This is a genomic window from Kerstersia similis (assembly GCF_965139615.1).
Classification (GTDB): domain Bacteria; phylum Pseudomonadota; class Gammaproteobacteria; order Burkholderiales; family Burkholderiaceae_B; genus Kerstersia; species Kerstersia similis.
The window spans coordinates 15,262-31,512 of the sequence record NZ_CBCSIQ010000036.1; the positions used below are offsets into that span (position 1 = coordinate 15,262).

At 61.1% G+C, this 16,251-nt stretch carries 12 protein-coding genes; 9 read left to right on the forward strand and 3 right to left on the reverse strand.

What is annotated here, in order from left to right; genetic code table 11:
* The first annotated feature begins 47 nt into the window (after positions 1-47).
* From ACNA1V_RS16425 to ACNA1V_RS16460, 8 genes are all read left to right on the forward strand, one after another.
* Positions 48-2,882 carry a TonB-dependent receptor gene (locus ACNA1V_RS16425; protein ID WP_415834665.1) on the forward strand — a complete coding sequence of 945 codons (2,835 nt, stop codon included), beginning with the start codon at positions 48-50 and terminating at the stop codon, positions 2,880-2,882.
* A 22-nt stretch (positions 2,883-2,904) separates the two neighbouring features.
* On the forward strand, positions 2,905-5,568 hold the full coding sequence (locus ACNA1V_RS16430) for a PKD domain-containing protein (RefSeq protein WP_415834666.1): 2,664 nt from the start codon (positions 2,905-2,907) through the stop codon (positions 5,566-5,568).
* 580 nt (positions 5,569-6,148) lie between these two features.
* On the forward strand, positions 6,149-7,120 hold the full coding sequence (locus ACNA1V_RS16435) for a 3-oxoacyl-[acyl-carrier-protein] synthase III C-terminal domain-containing protein (protein WP_415834667.1): 972 nt from the start codon (positions 6,149-6,151) through the stop codon (positions 7,118-7,120).
* Entirely contained in the window at positions 7,117-8,202 is a 1,086-nt protein-coding gene (locus ACNA1V_RS16440; RefSeq protein ID WP_415834668.1) for an NAD-dependent epimerase/dehydratase family protein, read from the forward strand. Before ACNA1V_RS16435 ends, ACNA1V_RS16440 begins: the two co-directional genes overlap by 4 nt.
* The gene (locus ACNA1V_RS16445) at positions 8,195-9,001 is read left to right on the forward strand and encodes an MBL fold metallo-hydrolase (protein ID WP_415834669.1); all 807 of its coding nucleotides are present in this window, start codon (positions 8,195-8,197) and stop codon (positions 8,999-9,001) included. Before ACNA1V_RS16440 ends, ACNA1V_RS16445 begins: the two co-directional genes overlap by 8 nt.
* Position 9,002: 1 nt before the next feature.
* Positions 9,003-10,325 carry a F390 synthetase-related protein gene (locus ACNA1V_RS16450; protein ID WP_415834670.1) on the forward strand — a complete coding sequence of 441 codons (1,323 nt, stop codon included), beginning with the start codon at positions 9,003-9,005 and terminating at the stop codon, positions 10,323-10,325.
* The gene (locus ACNA1V_RS16455) at positions 10,322-11,074 is read left to right on the forward strand and encodes a phosphatase PAP2 family protein (protein ID WP_415834671.1); all 753 of its coding nucleotides are present in this window, start codon (positions 10,322-10,324) and stop codon (positions 11,072-11,074) included. The genes ACNA1V_RS16450 and ACNA1V_RS16455 overlap by 4 nt, the downstream gene beginning before the upstream one ends.
* Positions 11,071-12,231, forward strand: a complete 1,161-nt coding sequence (locus tag ACNA1V_RS16460; RefSeq protein WP_415834672.1) for a sterol desaturase family protein — start codon at positions 11,071-11,073, stop codon at positions 12,229-12,231. The genes ACNA1V_RS16455 and ACNA1V_RS16460 overlap by 4 nt, the downstream gene beginning before the upstream one ends.
* A gap of 32 nt (positions 12,232-12,263) precedes the next feature.
* Here ACNA1V_RS16460 and ACNA1V_RS16465 read toward each other — a convergent pair whose 3' ends face one another.
* A complete protein-coding gene (locus ACNA1V_RS16465) occupies positions 12,264-13,493 on the reverse strand; it encodes an MFS transporter (RefSeq protein WP_415834673.1) in 1,230 nt (409 codons plus the stop codon).
* 90 nt (positions 13,494-13,583) lie between these two features.
* Positions 13,584-14,444, reverse strand: a complete 861-nt coding sequence (locus ACNA1V_RS16470; protein WP_415834674.1) for an MBL fold metallo-hydrolase — start codon at positions 14,442-14,444, stop codon at positions 13,584-13,586.
* Between the two features lie 472 nt (positions 14,445-14,916).
* Here ACNA1V_RS16470 and ACNA1V_RS16475 point away from each other — a divergent pair, with 472 nt between their 5' ends.
* Positions 14,917-15,207, forward strand: a complete 291-nt coding sequence (locus ACNA1V_RS16475) for a hypothetical protein (protein ID WP_415834675.1) — start codon at positions 14,917-14,919, stop codon at positions 15,205-15,207.
* A 32-nt stretch (positions 15,208-15,239) separates the two neighbouring features.
* On the opposite strand, the gene ACNA1V_RS16480 is transcribed toward ACNA1V_RS16475, so the two are convergent.
* The gene (locus ACNA1V_RS16480) at positions 15,240-15,893 is read right to left on the reverse strand and encodes a TetR/AcrR family transcriptional regulator (RefSeq protein WP_415834676.1); all 654 of its coding nucleotides are present in this window, start codon (positions 15,891-15,893) and stop codon (positions 15,240-15,242) included.
* Positions 15,894-16,251: the final 358 nt, after the last annotated feature.

The window sequence follows — 16,251 nt, forward strand, 5'->3', positions numbered from 1 at the left end:
CGTTTTCGTACGGCATAGAAGGAAAGACACTTCCGGATCTTGCCGTCATGCCCTTATCTTCTCCAGGCCGCCAGTCACCTCCTTCGTCCCGCCGCGCACCCGGCACACGTCTTCGTGCTCTCAGTCTTTGCCCGCCTCTGACGCTGGTGGCAGCACTGGTACTGGCCTATCCGCAACAGCCGGTACAAGCCCAGGGGCAAAGCAGCGCCAATAGCGTCCAGAGCTACCACATCGCCCCCGGCCCGCTCTCCGACCGCCTGAACCAGTTTGCACGCCAGGCCGGCCTGAACCTGTCGTTCACACCGGAGCAGGTGCAGGGCTTGAGTTCGCGCGGCCTGGAAGGCAGCTACACCGTCCGTGCCGGCCTGGATCAATTGCTGAGCGGCACCGGCCTGAACGCGCGTGCCGGCGTCACTGGCTACACGCTGGAAGCCGCCCCCGCCGCCCGCGACGGGATCTTCCAGTTCAGCGAGATCGAGGTTCAGGGCGCGGCGCCGGACGAGACCGATAAAGACCTGCCCTTCCGCAGCGCCAGTTCGATGAAAGTGCTGTCTCGCGATGATATCGAGTTGTTCCGCGGCACCTCGGTGGGCGATATTTTCCAAGGCATTCCCGGCGTACTGATCGGTGAAAACCGCAATTCCGGTGGCCTGGATGTGAATATCCGGGGCATGCAAGGCCAGGGCCGCGTGCCGGTGCTGGTGGACGGCGCACGCCAGGAAACCACGGTCTATCGCGGCTATTCCGGCGTATCGTCGCGCAGCTATATCGACCCCGATCTGATCGGCGGCATTCTGATCGAGAAAGGCCCCACCATGTCCGCAGGCGGCGAAGGCGCGACGGGCGGCCTGGTCAGCGCCCGTACCATCGGTGCCGATGACATCCTGCGCGAAGGGCGCACCTTCGGTGTGCGTGTACGCGGTCAGATGATAGGCAACAACAGCGGCTCGGCCCCCGCCCCCGGCACCCCTTCCGGCTATTTCCTGCGCGGCGGCGGCGTGGACAACGGCGCCTGGCGCATCAACTGCTCCAGCCCTGAAGTCTGCAATGAAGCCCGCCCCGGTGGCGGCACCTATGCCATGCCGCGCCGTTTTGCTTCCGATGAGGGCATGGATCGGCCAGACTGGTACAAACCCAAAAGCTGGGCAGGCAGCATTGCGCTGGCGCAGCGTTTCGACGCCGTGGATCTCGTGGCTGCCTATGCCCGACGCGAACAAGGTAACTACTACGCCGGGACGCACGGCCCAACGCCGTATGTCGATTTTTCCGACCAGCGCAAGCTCCCCTTCTATACCGAAGTCCGTCCTGAACTGCAGGGTGCGACACGTTTTCGTGGCGGAGAACGCATCGCCAATACCAATTTTGAAAGCGAGTCCACCCTGGTCAAGGCCAAGTTCCTGCTGCCGGCCGACCATGATCTGGAACTGAGCTGGCTGCGTTACGACAGCAGCTATGGCGAGCTGATGCCCTCGCAACTGCTCTGGACCAATGACATCGCGCAGACCAATAACAGCCATGTCACGGCCAATACCTATACCAGCCGCTACCGCTGGGCACCGGCCGACAGTACCTGGTTCGATGTCAAAGCCAATCTGTGGCATACCAATACCAAGAGCAATAACGACCTCTATGCTGTCTCCGGCGATTTCGCCAGCGGCATCACCACCGAGTCCAGCAACGTCACCGAGCGCTACAAACGTACCGGCTTCGACATCAGCAATACCTCGCGCTTCGAGGTTTGGGGAAGGCCGGAATGGCGCTACGGTTTCTCGCTGCAACGCGAAACCGTCGGCCCGGATGGCAAGTCCGGCGATGGTTCGGATATCTTCGGTGCGAACGGCGATGCCCGTGCCGGCGAGCGGCGCGAGTACAACCTGTTCACGGCCATCAAATGGGAAGTATTGCCGACACTGACGCTGGATGCCGGCCTGCGCTACAGCCGCTACAAATCTGAAGATCACAAGGCCCAGACGCCGGCAGCCGGCAGTTCCTGGTGCGAAGCCGTCGATGCATTCGGCAAATGCCTGCCGGTGTTCTACAGCAGCCGCAATAGCGGCTCCACGCCGCTAGCCAGCCTGACCTGGGAACCCACGGACGGCTTGCAGGTGTATCTGCGCTATGCCGAAGCTATCCGCATGCCCAGCCTGTTCGAAAACACCAGTGGTTTTTCGGTCGCCCCCACGATCGGCGCAGACCTGAAACCCGAACATGCCTACAACCGGGAAGTGGGCGTGAACCTGTTGCGCGATGCCGTCTTCACCAACACCGACAAGCTGCGTGTCAAGCTGGCCTATTTCAGCAACACCACCTCGGACTACCTGACACGCACCGTCAGCTACGGCTGGGAAGACACTGACAGCCGCAACGTTTTCCGCATGCGCAATATCGACAAGGTCAGCGTGCGCGGCGCCGAACTCTCGGTGGAATACGACGCCGGCGTGTTTTTCTTCGAAGCCGCAGGCACCCGCTACAACCATATTGCGGTCTGCGAACAAGCCTCGTTCCGGCGCTACGACTGCACCGACTACGGCCTGGCCAACAGCTACGTCACCAACATGATTCCACCGCGCTGGCATGCCTCGTCGCGTATCGGCACCCGCCTGTTCGACCGCCGGCTGATGTTGGGCGTACGCGGCACCTTCATGGGCCAGCGCAATATGCCAACGGCCTTTGACGATACCCGCAACGGTTTCCTGCGTCCGGTGCCCTGGCACTCCTACCGGATTTTCGATCTGTTCGCCACCTATCGCGTCAACGACAACATCAGCGTGGATTTCAACATCGACAACGTTACCGATCGCTATTACCTGGATGCACTGAGCCTGGGCCTGGTTCCCGCGCCTGGCCGTACCGCCAGGCTGGGCGTCACCCTGCAATTCTGATTCCGACCCCGAGGAACACTTTATGAAACCCACTGTTCGCAATCTCGCGCTGAGCCTAGGCGCAGCACTGGTTCTGGCTGCCTGCGGCGGCGGCGACGGCGCTTCCGACGACTGGACCGGCAATGGCAGCAATGTCAGTACGCCCGTTGCCCACGCCGGTACTGCCCAGTCCGTCCTGGTCGGCGCCACGGTCAAGCTAAACGGCACCGGCAGCACCGGCGCGGCCAGCTATACCTGGACCCTGGTCAGCAAACCCGACGGTAGTTCGGCCAGCCTCAGCCAAGCCGATACCGCAAGCCCCTCTTTCATTGCTGATGTCGCCGGGCGTTATGAATTCGACCTCGTCGTCAGCAATAGCGCCGGCAGCAGCAACCATAGCCGTGTCCTGATTACCGCAGGCAGCACGGATCCGGTGGCCGCCGGCCCGACGGATATCGTCAATGCCCTGATCAATGGCTGGGCACAGCTTGATGGAAGCGACAGCACCCCGCCTGCCGGTGGCGATGCTCAGGGCATGAGCTATCACTGGACCGTCAGCGATCCCAATGGCAAGGCCGTCCGGTTATACGATGCCTATTCCGCCAAACCGGGCTTTACGCCAACGGTACCCGGTGTCTATCTGGCCAAGTTGGTCGTCAAGTACGGACGCAAGACCAGCAATGAATTCGTCATCACGGTGAACGCGACCCATGCCAATACCCAGCCAGTCGCGATAGCGGGCGGCCCGTATGTCAGCCAGCCTGGCCAATCCATCAAACTGGATGGTTCGGCCAGTCAGGACGCTGATGGCGACGAGTTGGAGTACACCTGGCGTCTGTCGCCCTATATCAGCAATCTGCCGCAGACGGCCTATGCCAACGTCAAGCTGGAAAACGCCAACACAGCCACACCGACCTTCTCGGCGGACATAGCAGGCTCCTACAACCTGGATCTTTATGTCTTTGACGGCACCAGCCGCAGTTCCGCCGGACGTGCCACCGTGACCGTCAGCAGTCCGGAAAATGTCGCCAACACCCCGCCGGTGGCCGTCTTGCGTGATCACTATCCGCTAGGCGAAGCCGAGCTGCTGAGTGCCAGCGGCACCAGTGCGGCCTACATTTACTTCTATAGCGACTCTTATGACAAAGACGGCGACGCGCTGACGTACAAATGGGAATGGGGCGACACCCCTGAAAATTTCACCCGTCCGGATATCAGCAGCTACACCGGACGTACTACCGTGAGTTTCCGGCCCACATCGACCGGCACTGCATCAGGTGTCCCGCTACTTGGTGACTACACCATGTACCTGACCGTCAACGATGGCAAGGCAGACAGTCAGCGCGTTTCCCAGACTGTCTCCGTACGCCGTGGGGCAAACCGTCGGCCACAGGCAAAGGTCACTGCCGAAACCAGCAGCGTCATGACAGGTATCGAAGCATGGTTTGACGGCACCCAGAGTTCTGACCCGGACGATGGTACGTATGGCATGAAATACCAATGGCGCTGGGCGCTGAAGCCCGCCAACAGCAAGGCGGAGCTCAAACACGCCAACGAAGCGCGCGCCAGCTTTGTCCCCGACGTCCCCGGTGCCTATGAAGCCGAACTGATTGTCTATGACAGTGCGGGAACACCCAGCCGTATCTCTGAGTGGACGGACTACCCCAAAACAGCAACGGTAATGGCGAAGGCAAAAAACAATCCGCCGGTTGCACGTTTCATCGGTACGACGCCGGGCACGCTGGATGAAAGTGAAGGGATCTACCGCTACCCCCTCATCAGCAATGGCACCAAGGCGCAGGACGGTCTGGCTTGCGACTTCAGCAACCTGAAATCTCCCAAGCTGGGCTGGGGCCACACCAAAAAAATGGGTGACGTCGAGAACATCATCATCGAAGCGACAGCACTCGACCCCGATGGCGATCAGCTTTACTACCGCCTTTCCGTCGAACAACCGTCGGGCAGCAATATCCAGCCATCGTTCAGCAATCCGGTCGAGTCCAATCGCATGTCGCTGAAGATCTGCAATATCGACGTTCCGGGAGACTATAAGTTCACCCTGCAAGTGTCCGATGGTTCCGAACTGACCGAGGTTCAGCGCCTGGTGGTGCGCGTCGAACCGGCACCGGCGGATGCCTCCGCCCTCCTGCTGGAATCCCTCCGCGTGGAAGACGCGTCCGGCTACGAGGAAGTCGTCGGCGAACAGGACCCCAACAACTTCAATACGATCAGCCGTCTTGATGGCCGCGACTATGCACTCGGCCTGGGTACATCCCCCAACGATATGGCGGGCAGACAGGCGTTCTACAACGACTTCAAGAACGGTGGCACCGTGAAGTACTACCGCCTGACGGCTGTCGGCAAGGACTTCCCGATCACTGATGTCTCGACGAGCGTCAACAAGTTCATGCCCAGTGATGGCCAGACGCCGGCCCACTACAGCAGCGACTTCGAAAACGCCGCGAGCTACCAGCCACGCTTTGAAGGTCTGCCCGACGTCATCAAGGCTGGGGAATCTGTCGTCTTCAAGTTGATCCTGCCCCCCATGCCGCCGCAACGCGCAGAAAAACCGGCATTCTGGGACAGTGACCGCAATTTCGATACCTATGACTTCAACTTCTCGTTCACCACCCCGGAGAGAAAACGTCCGGTCACTTACAGCACACAGATCTATGTGCCGCTGGTTGGCTGGAACTGGGGGAAATAAGCGTACGAGATCGGCAGGGGAAGTGCCGCGGGCATTTCCCTTGTGGATAGATATCGCCGATGGCAGCCACACCAGAGTTTCCACAACTTCTGTGAATAACCCTGCTGTAAGTGCCCTCTACAAGAAAAAAATCGCTGTAATTTCAATCATCTGAAATTCATTGCTCAAAAAAGACACAGTTCAGCCCAAGACTGTGTCTTTTTTTCTTGCGGCGCATCATTTCCAGAAAAAACACTGTTTATAAAAACAGTTTTAAAAAGCCGCCGATGTAAATTGTGGATATCTTGCCGCCCCGCTGCCCACGCAGTGACGTTCATGCACAAGTTTCGAGGTTTACACACACACATTGTGAACAACCCTGGGAACATCCTCTGGGCATTCCGTGCACATCCAGAAAACATGCGGCTCTCCAGGCGATGAGCAAACATTGAGCAGATCCAGGCAAGTCAACCTCTCTTTCCCTGGCCATGTTGCATACAATTTGAGATAAATTACCTGCCCGTCTTTCCTTGCCTTGCAAGGACAGCAGGATTAGAAAGCAGGCATGCCAGCCCATTCATCTTCTACTGCATACTTACCCTTGGCCTTGCTTGCCACGGGTAAAGCCCTACCCGGCCAGCGTATTACGGCGGACGAACTCGATCTGAGACTGGGCCGACCGTCCGGCTATAGCCTGGCTCAATCCGGCATCCAGTCCCGCCATCTTGCCCACGCGCAGGATGATCAGGCCTGGCTGGCCGCGCAAGCACTGCATGACGCCTTGCGGCAAGGCAATATTGCACCGGGCTCCATAGACCTTCTGATCAGCGCCAGCGCCATTCCCGTGCAAGCCCTGCCATGCTCTGCCGCGCATGTGCTGGCCCAGGCCCGCCTGCCTGCCGGCACGCCCGGCTTTGATATCAATGCCAGCTGCCTCGGTTTCATCACTGCCCTGCACACGGCTGCGGCACTGCTCAACAGCAGCACGTATCGGCGCATTGCCATTGTCTGCGCCGACCTTGCCTCACGCGGCGTGAATTGGCAGGATCCGAAGTCGTCCTTGATCTTTGGTGACGGCGCCGCGTGCGCAATTGTCGAAAAGGGTAACGGAGTGCAACGCCTGCTGGGCTTTCGGCAACACACCTACTCCAACCATACGGCGCTCTGTGAAATACGTGCCGGCGGCACCCGGCGCAACCCGCGTAGCGGCATGGATGACACCGACTTCCTGTTCCGGATGCAAGGCACCCGACTGTTTCGCCAAACAGCGCCATTGATACAGGCACTACTGCAAGAACTGTTCGAGGCGACGCGCCTGACACTGGACGATATTGCGCTTGTCATCCCCCATCAGGCCAGCCATCTGGGCATGTCACATATGCGTGAGCGCTTGGGCATAGACGGCGGCAAGCTGATAGACATTTATGCCACCCACGGCAACCAGGTGGCAGCCTCACTGCCCACCGCGCTGCACGAGGCCCGGCAGACGGGGCGTTTACCGCAGGGCGAACCCACGGCCTTGATCGGTACAGGTGCCGGCCTGACGCTCGCCGCCCTGGCCTGGCAACTATGACCAGCACCACCCCAACCCTCTCGACAGCACGCATGCCGCCCAGGCTGGCGCCTGGCACCCGTGTCCTGGTAACGGGTGCGACCAGCGGCTTGGGCCGCAACGCCGTCCAATGGCTGCATGAAAACGGCCATCACGCCATCGCTACGGGCCGCGACGCCATCGCCGGTGCGGCGCTGGCAGCGCAGGGCATTCGTTTTCGCGCCTGCGATCTGACGCTGGCCAGCACGGCAGAACTGGAAAGCCTGCTTGCCGACGCCGATGCCGTCTGGCATTGCGCTGCCTTGTCCTCGCCCTGGGGGCCGGCACAGGACTTCCAGCGCATCAATGTCTCCGCTACGATTGCCTTGGCCCAGGCGGCCATTCGCACAGGCGTGCCGCGTTTCGTCCATATTTCCACCCCCTCTCTCTATTTTGATTTCCAGCACCGCTATGACGTCCCCGAAACGTTCCTCGCGGCCCGTTTCGCCAATGACTATGCCCGCAGCAAGCATGCAGCCGAACAGGCGCTGGCGACGCTGTCGGCCGTCGGCCCAGACACGCGCTTCATCCTGCTGCGGCCACGCGCCATCTTCGGGCCGCACGACCGCGTGCTGCTGCCACGCCTGCTGGCGCAGTTGAAAAGCGATAGCGGCGGTGTCCTGAAGCTGCCTCGTGGCGGTGCCGCATTGCTGGACATGACTTATGCAGGCAATGTCGTGCACGCCATGATGCTGGCCACCGCCCAGCCGGACTTACCCAATGGCCGCATCTACAACATCAGCAACCACGAGCCTGTCCGTCTGGCCGACATCCTGCAGCAGCTGCTGGTCACGGAACTGGGCTTGAACCTCAGAATCCAGTCCGTTCCCTATCCCTTGCTCAGCGCGGCCGCTGCCGCCATGGAGGCAGCAGCCAAACTGAGCGGCCATGAACCGATGCTGACGCGCTACAGCATCGGCGCCGTCAATTTCGATATGACGCTCAGCCCGGCCCGGGCGATTGCGGAACTTGCCTATCGCCCCCCAATCCGCCTGGCAGACGGCGTGCGCCTGACCGCCCGATGGCTGCAGGCTAGAACACCTGGCGGAAACCGCCATGGCTGAGTTGCATACTTATGTCGCCGGCTATTGCACCCATCCAGCCTGCATGGCGCTGCGCGGTGCCGGGCTGCGCATCTGCCGTTTTCCCGCGCGTGCCTGGCGCATTCGTACCGCTCGGCGCCAATGGATCTGGGACACCGGCTACGCCAGCCACTTCCACACCCAAACTCGCCGCGGCCTGATCAGCCTGTACCGGCGCATCACACCCGTTCATTTTGAAACAGCAGACGCCCTGGTATGGCAATTGCATCAGGAAGGCATTGCCATCAGCGACCTGGATGGCATCCTGCTCTCGCATTTTCACGGTGATCACATCGCCGGGCTGCGCGATTTTCCATCCTTGCCCATCTACTGCTCGGGCTCAGGCTGGGCGGCTACCCGCCCCTTGCGCGGCTGGGCAGCGTTGCGCCAGGCCTTTGTGCCTGGGCTGATACCTGAAGACTTCACCCAACGGCTGCGTCCCGTGGAAGCGTTACCCCGCGTTGCCTTGCCAGCGGCCCTGCTGCCCTTCAAACAAGGCTGGGCTTTGCCGGATGCGGACGGCGAAGTCTTCATCGTTGCGCTACCTGGACATGCAGCTGGCCATTTGGGCGCTTTTGTCCGAACCGAGACGGGTTGGACCTTGCTGGCCAGCGACGCAGCCTGGGCGCCTGCCAGCTATCGTGACGGCACACCGCCTTCGCGGCTCGCGCATCTGGTTCTGCATGATGTTCCCGCCTATTACGACACCTTGAAACAGCTGGGTGAACTGCATCGTGGCGGGCAGGTGCGCATCCTCCTGAGCCATGAAGGGGACATCTGACATGAGCCGCACCTGGGAAACCCTCTCTACCCTCTGGCACTACCAGCGCGCGCGCCGGCTGCGCTTTGCCAGCCGCACCGCGCTGCAGGCGCACCAGGAGCGCCAGCTACTGCATTTCCAGCACAATATCTTGCAGCACAGCCCCTATTTCCGGCCGTTCATCGGCTTGCCGCTGGCACAGTGGCCATTGATGGACAAGAGCCTGATGATGGCGGAATTCGACCAGATGAATACGGCCGGCCTGAAGCGTGATGAACTGCTGGCGTGTGCCTTGCAGGCCGAGCGCAGCCGCGACTTTTCCCAGCTGGCGGGGCAGTACAGCCCGGGCCTGTCTTCCGGCACCTCGGGGCGGCGTGGGTTGTTCGTTGCCAGCCCGGCAGAACGGCGCCAATGGGCCGGCACCATTCTTGCCAGGCTCTTGCCGCGCGGCCTGCTGGCGGGTGAACGGGTCGCCCTGTTCCTGCGCGCCGATAATACGCTCTATCAAGGTGTCAACAACCGCTGGCTGACGCTGGAATTCTTTGATCTGTTCACGCCGCTGTCAGAACAGCATGCGCGACTGGAATCCTATCGGCCCAGCATCATCGTTGCCCCGGCGCAGGTACTTGTCGCCCTGGCCCGGCAAATGGCTGCCGGACAGTTGGACATTGCACCGCAGATGGTGGTTTCCGTGGCTGAAGTGCTGGAGCCGCAGGAGCGCACCGGCCTGCGCCTATCCTTCCCCAAGGTCGCGGAAGTCTATCAAGCCACGGAAGGCTTTCTGGGCGCTACCTGCACGCACGGCACCCTCCATCTGAATGAGGAATTCATCCACATCGAGCCCCAGTGGCTGGACGAACACCGCTTTTTGCCAGTCATTACCGATTTCACGCGCCGCACCCAACCCATCGTGCGCTACCGGCTGGACGATATCCTGACGCTGCGCGACACACCTTGCCCCTGCGGACGCGTAACCCTGGCACTCAGCGCCATCGAAGGCCGCCACGACGACCAGCTATTGCTGCCCGGCCGGGTGGGCGGCCGCGTCACACTGTTTGCCGATGTTTGCAGCCGCGCACTGGCGCAGGCCTTGCCGCTGCACGCCGATTACCGCCTCTGGCAGCAGGGAGCCTGCGATCTGATCCTGCATGCGGACTGCAACCCCGAGGCACTGCGGCGCTGTCAGGAAACACTGCAAGCGCTCTTCGAGCGTCATGGCGTGGACGGCTCGCGCTTGCGGTGGACGCTTCGCAGCGACCTCCCGCAACAGGCTCCCCACGAAAAGCGTCGCCGTATCCGCCGCCTGCCCGAAACACCAGCCGCCCAGGCAGGAGAGCAGGCATGATCATGCCGGCCCAGCCACCTGGAATACAGGCCGCCCCCTTGCCCTGGCTGGCAGGCTGGCGTCCGCCTTGGTTTGCGCCGCGACTCTGGCTGATGCTGATAGGCTGGGGCGCAATCGGCCTGGCCTACGGCAGCGCCCACTGGTTGCAAGGGCCAGGACGCAGCCTGCCTGAATGGCTGCCCGACCGCCTGTTGCCATTCGACCCGCTGGCCATCTGGCCCTATCTGTCGATGTTTATCCTGGTGCCTCTGGCGTATCTGCGCTGCCCGCCGCCACGACAGTATGCGCTGGCGGCTGCCATGCAGGGCTGCGCTGCCGTCGCCTGGTGCTGCTTTCTGCTGTTCCCCACGACCTTGGCGGCCTATCCTGCCGCCGATCCCGGCACGCTATCCGGCTGGCTGCTCAACCGCCTGATGCAACTGGACTCATCGCAAAACTGCCTGCCGTCGCTGCACGCCGCGCTGACGCTGCTCAGCGTTTACGCCTTGCGGCGCAATGAACCCCGACACGCAGCACGCGCCGTCAATCTGATGCTCTGGCTCTGGGCGATCCTCATCTCCCTGTCCATCATTGTGCTGCGACGCCACTTATTCATAGATTTGCTGACCGGCCTGCTGCTGGGGCACATCGCCGCCCTGCGCTGCGGCCTGATAGGCAAGCGCGCTGCCAACGCCGCCATGCCCGTGCCGCGCCCGGCCTCGACGGCCGCCTGCCGCCGTTCACCGACTTCCCGGGAGACCCTGCCATGAACGCCCTGGCGCTGCCCATCGCTTTCATGTTGTTCATCGTACTGGCCGAAGCCTGCTGGCTACACTGGCAACGGCACGCCGAGCATGACTGGCGGGATACGGTTTTCAACCTCAATTCCGGACATATCGTGCTCTGGCTGTTTCGTGGCGTGGAAGTGGCCCTGTTCGGCTGGATCGCGGCGCATGCCAGCCTCAATGGATTCACCCGCATGCCACTGGCGCTGCAATGGCTGACCGGCATCCTGGCCTGGGACTTCTGCTTTTACTGGCTGCACCGGCTGCATCACCGCTACCGCCTGCTATGGGCCGTTCATGTGGTGCATCATCAAGGCGAAAAATTCAATCTCTCCCTGGGTGTGCGCAACTCCTGGTATTCCTCGCTGACCTCCATTCCCTTTTTCCTGCTCCTGGCCGTTCTCGGGATGCCGGTAGAAATGTTCGTGGCCATTTCCACGCTGCACTACTCCATCCAATTGTTCAATCACAATGCGGTCACGCCCAGACTGGGCTGGCTGGAATACCTGCTGGTCACGCCCGCTCACCACCGCGTGCACCACGGCACGCATGCGCGCTATATCGACAAGAACTTCGGCGGCAGCTTCATTTTCTGGGACAAACTCTTCGGCACCTTCGAACGCGTCCACCCCGATGCGCCGCTGAGCTATGGCGTCACGGGCATGGCAGCGTCCGAAAATCCCTGGCGCGCCAGCAATGCGCCCCTGCTGCGTTACGCAGGTGTCAAACCCTCGCCGCCTGATGGTGTTGCCGCTGGGTTCGCCGCCCCCACCTGGCTGGTCACCAGCGGCGGAATTCTGCTGTTTTTCGTGGTCATCGCCTATGTCTGGCTGGAAGGACAATGGCCGGTGTGGTGGCATCAGGCAGCGCTGTTCCTGTTGCTGGCGGCAGGTACCATTGCGCTGGGCGGCCTGTCCGAAGGCAGGCGCTGGGGCCGCATCAGCTGGCCCGCCATTTGCCTGCTGGTGCCGGCCGTCCTGGCCGGTGCGGCCCGGCATGGTTTGCCAGGCCAGTGGCTCACGTGGCTGGCGCTGTCGCTGCCCCTGGCCGCCCACGGCCTGCTCACGATCATTCGGACACATCGGGCGCCTGTTTCGGCACGCCCTCAGCACAAGGAAGCCCGCCCCACCACGCATGGCTGACACCCTGGTGGGCCGATACCTGCCTGGCGCGTTCAGCGCGTCACGTGCATGCGGCGCAACCAGAACAAGGCAATCAGCCAGGCAAGCGCCAGCAGGCCAACCAGCACCGAGAACGGCCAGGTCGGGGAGATTTCATATAAGGTCGTACTGGCAATGGGCGCAATAATGGCGCCCGTTCCCTGCGTCGCGGCGATCAGCCCGGCAACCGCGCCTTGATGCTCACGATCCACACTGACCGAGGCCCCTGACATGAAACCGGGAAAAATCATGCCGGAGCCGCAGCCGATAAAGGCATACGCCAAGTAATACATGGGCATGCTGCGCGTGCTCAGCAATACCAGCAAGCCCGCCGCCACCAGCGCGGCCCCCACGAGCACCAGCCGCCGTGGCTGCCAGCGCAACACGCGTATCTGCACCACCTGGGTCAACATCAACACCACGCCCACCAAGGTCAGCGCCCCGGCTAGCACGCGTGCCGTGCCGGCTGCCGTCAAACCCAGGCGATCCTGGAAATAGAACCCTGCGCTGATCTGCAGCGTCACGATGCACAGCATATTGATCAGGCAAATCAGCAGCCAGGGCAATAAGCGGCGGTCCAGCGGACTGAGCCTGGGCCCTGCCGCCTGATTGCGCGGCGGCGCTGCAGGCAGCACACGCTTAACCACGAACCAGGCCAGCAAAGGCAGGATCGTTGCCAGCACCATGGGCCAGATCAGCCCGAAAATCGCCAGCGCCCCGGCCAATGCCGGCCCTAACACCATTCCCACGCCGTTGGCCGCCCCGATCACCGCCATGCCGCTGCTGCGCTCTTCCGGCGTCGTGATATCCGCCATATAGGACTGCGCCCCCGTCGGCACGGCCGGCAGGAACACGCCGACAAAAGCCCGCCCTGCGAGCAGCAGGGCGAATAAAGCCATGCCCCCCACCACGCCATACAGGCCCAGGCCGATGATCACGGTATAAACCAGATAGCTGATGCACAGACCGGCAAAGCCAGCCAGGATAACGGCCTTGCGGCCCCGCGCATCACTGCGGCGCCCCCACCAGGCACCGCACAGCGCCATGACGACCGAACCGACCGAAACCATCCAGCCGCCCTGGCTTTCACTCAGTCCCAGTTCACGGATCAAAGGCGCCAGAATCGGCAGGATGATCGTGACGCCCAGCGTAGAGAGGCTGACACTCAGAAAAATGGTCAAGCGCACCATGCGCTTGTCCGGCATTGCGATGGCGCCGGCCTGTGCCGCGTCCGTTGGATTCATGATGCACCCTGGTTAATGAAAATGGCACTTATTCCCGGCCAGATTCTAGACCGGATCAGGAGCAGCGTGATGCCGGCGCAAACTTCGGTATCAGAATTGATCCAAGGGCAATTTCAGGTAGCGCACGCCGTTGCCTTCGGGTTCCGGCAAACGTCCTGCCCGGACATTGACCTGTACCGAGGGCAGGATCAACTTGGGCATGGAGAGGGTCCGGTCGCGCGCCGTACGCATCTGCACGAACTCGGCTTCGCTCACGCCATCATGAGCATGGATGTTACCGGCACGCTGCTCCGCAACCGTCGTCACCCAGCGCGGCGCCACCCCTTCGGCTGGATAATCATGGCAAAGGTGCAGGCGGGTCTCGGAAGGCAAGGACAGCACCCGTCGAATGGAACGAAACAGGGTGGCAGCATCCCCCCCTGGAAAATCGCAACGCGCAGTGCCGTAATCCGGCATGAAAAGCGTATCGCCCACAAAGGCATCCTGCCCGATCACATAAGTCAGGCAGGCCGGCGTATGACCGGGCGTATGCATGACCTGCACCGTCAATTGGCCCAGCTGAAAACTGTCTCCATCATCGAACAAGCGGTCGAACTCCCTGCCGTCGGTGGACAGATCCTCCAGGTGATAAATGCCTTTGAATACACGCTGCACATCCTGAATATGGCTGCCAATGCCAATTTCCCCGCCGGCCTGCGCCTTAAGGTACGGCGCAGCGGACAAATGGTCGGCATGCGCATGCGTTTCCAGCAGCCACTGCAACGTCCAACCCCGGCTACGCAAGACCTCCAGCACATGATCCGCACTCTGTCGCGAAATCCTGCCTGCCGCCGCATCGAAATCCAGCACGCTATCAATGACGGCCGCCTGCCCGGTCGCCGGGTCCGCAACGACATGCGTCACCGTCGCCGTTGACGGATCGTAGAAGGACTCAATGAGTGCGCAATTCATTACCCACCTCTTAATTACCAGTGGTAATAACAGAAAAAACTTATTATTAAATGATAAACGGTTTACCGTCCGCCGAAAAGCATCACACCTCAAGGACAAATGCGTCAAGCCGCCTTGCGCCGGCATGTCTGCCATGGCGCCGCATCAGCTGTCAGCGCCTAGCCTGTCGGCAATGCATCAAGGCTCATCCTCGGATCTGTCAAGGGGAAATGCAAGACCTGCGCATCGAAATTTTTATCCATGCGATACTCTTAACGACCAAAAAGTCGGTATAAAATCAGAACCTGATCGGGATGCCAGGTTCCCGCCCGCCATGCGCGGCACCCACGCGGCACCCATATCGCCCGGATCATTCCATGAGCCCTGAATTCAGAAGCTGACCAGGCTTTACGTTTTCTTTTTGCGCCATTCCGCCATGTCCACGACCACTCCTTCCGCACCAGAACGCCCCGACTCTGCCAGGGTCTGCCTCATGCAGCTTGTGCAGGCAGTGGTTTTTGTCATGCTGCTCACCGCCTCAAGTGCCTGGAGCATTCGTACCCTGCTGTATCAGACGGCTCGCTGGAGCGAACCGGCAGCGCTGGGCATCGCAATCTGCGCCACACTGTGTGTCGTCTGGTTGTTTTCGGGCAAGATACGGCGCGCGGCCGTTCTGTGGCTGGTTTGTGCCGCCATGTTCATGGCGTGGTACCAGTTCATGCCGCCATCCGTGCTGAACCAATCCTGGGCGCACACGCCTTTGCTGCTGTCCATCATCGCTTGAGGGGCTTTGACGACAGTTGCCGCCCTCAGCCCTCAGGCCTCGCGCTTGCTGTCTATCAGCGGCCGCAAGCTATCCAGCATCAACTGCCGGTGCGCCTTGCGTATTGCTTCCAGCATCTCCGCGCAATCGGATTCAGCATAGATCAATTGCCAGATTGAGCAATACAGTGCCGGCGAAAAAGCAATGGCAAAACAATCGGTCAGCGCGCAGGCACGCAGGCTGCCGTTCGCGGTGCATTCGTTGATGATGCCTTGCTGCTCTTCCAGGTGATGCTGCAAATCGTTGCGCCACTTCTGCATCAGCTGCGGCACTCGCCCGCTTTCGGAAATCACCAGACGCAACACCGCCATCGCCTTGGGGTCGCTGAGCGTACAGTAGATTTCATCCATGTACTCATCGACCACCGCTTCGAGCGAACGGCCATCCTGACGCAGCCAGACCTCATTGGGAAAGTCCGGTGCCAGAATGGTTTCCAGCAAGGCGTCGAAGATGGCTTCCTTGCCCGAAAAATGCGCGTACAGCCCGGCTTTGGACATCCCCACGCGGCGGGCAATGTTTTCCATACGCGCCGCACCGAAACCGTGATCGGAGAACTCTACCAGCGCGGCATCGAGGATCTGCTCAATCCGTACGGCAGGCGACAGCCTGACGCGCTTGCGCGGGCGTTCATCGGTGGGTTTGGTCATGGCGAACGGCGTTCCCTGGACAGCGAGACATCATGGGCACCGATTATACGGTGCGGGCTGTTCCACCCAGTTACAAGATCGTAGAAAGTTATTCACAATTCCCGAGTTACCCACAATCGCTGTGAATAAACCTGTTGGCAGATGGGGGATATACGGGAAAACACCAATCCTTACAAAGCCTTGTCATTCTTTGGTCAGAAACAGTGCAATCGGATGCAACAAACCGTATCGCCAGCCTGCCGCCAACCAGCAGGATCTGCACAAGGCCACAGTGTCAAACCACGCTGCCATCAGCTCTGCTGAGCAGGATCGCTGGCGTAAACCCCGCGCCTATCCCCCCGGCCTATACCCCGATACC

What these genes read in the sequence shown, in the direction of transcription:
- ACNA1V_RS16475 (WP_415834675.1), top strand. Translation starts at nt 14,917, where the DNA reads ATGCAGCTTGTGCAGGCAGTGGTTTTTGTCATGCTGCTCACCGCCTCA.
- ACNA1V_RS16425 (WP_415834665.1), top strand. Translation starts at nt 48, where the DNA reads ATGCCCTTATCTTCTCCAGGCCGCCAGTCACCTCCTTCGTCCCGCCGC.
- ACNA1V_RS16455 (WP_415834671.1), top strand. Translation starts at nt 10,322, where the DNA reads ATGATCATGCCGGCCCAGCCACCTGGAATACAGGCCGCCCCCTTGCCC.
- ACNA1V_RS16430 (WP_415834666.1), top strand. Translation starts at nt 2,905, where the DNA reads ATGAAACCCACTGTTCGCAATCTCGCGCTGAGCCTAGGCGCAGCACTG.
- ACNA1V_RS16470 (WP_415834674.1), bottom strand. Translation starts at nt 14,444, where the DNA reads ATGAATTGCGCACTCATTGAGTCCTTCTACGATCCGTCAACGGCGACG.
- ACNA1V_RS16440 (WP_415834668.1), top strand. Translation starts at nt 7,117, where the DNA reads ATGACCAGCACCACCCCAACCCTCTCGACAGCACGCATGCCGCCCAGG.
- ACNA1V_RS16460 (WP_415834672.1), top strand. Translation starts at nt 11,071, where the DNA reads ATGAACGCCCTGGCGCTGCCCATCGCTTTCATGTTGTTCATCGTACTG.
- ACNA1V_RS16450 (WP_415834670.1), top strand. Translation starts at nt 9,003, where the DNA reads ATGAGCCGCACCTGGGAAACCCTCTCTACCCTCTGGCACTACCAGCGC.
- ACNA1V_RS16480 (WP_415834676.1), bottom strand. Translation starts at nt 15,893, where the DNA reads ATGACCAAACCCACCGATGAACGCCCGCGCAAGCGCGTCAGGCTGTCG.
- ACNA1V_RS16465 (WP_415834673.1), bottom strand. Translation starts at nt 13,493, where the DNA reads ATGAATCCAACGGACGCGGCACAGGCCGGCGCCATCGCAATGCCGGAC.
- ACNA1V_RS16445 (WP_415834669.1), top strand. Translation starts at nt 8,195, where the DNA reads ATGGCTGAGTTGCATACTTATGTCGCCGGCTATTGCACCCATCCAGCC.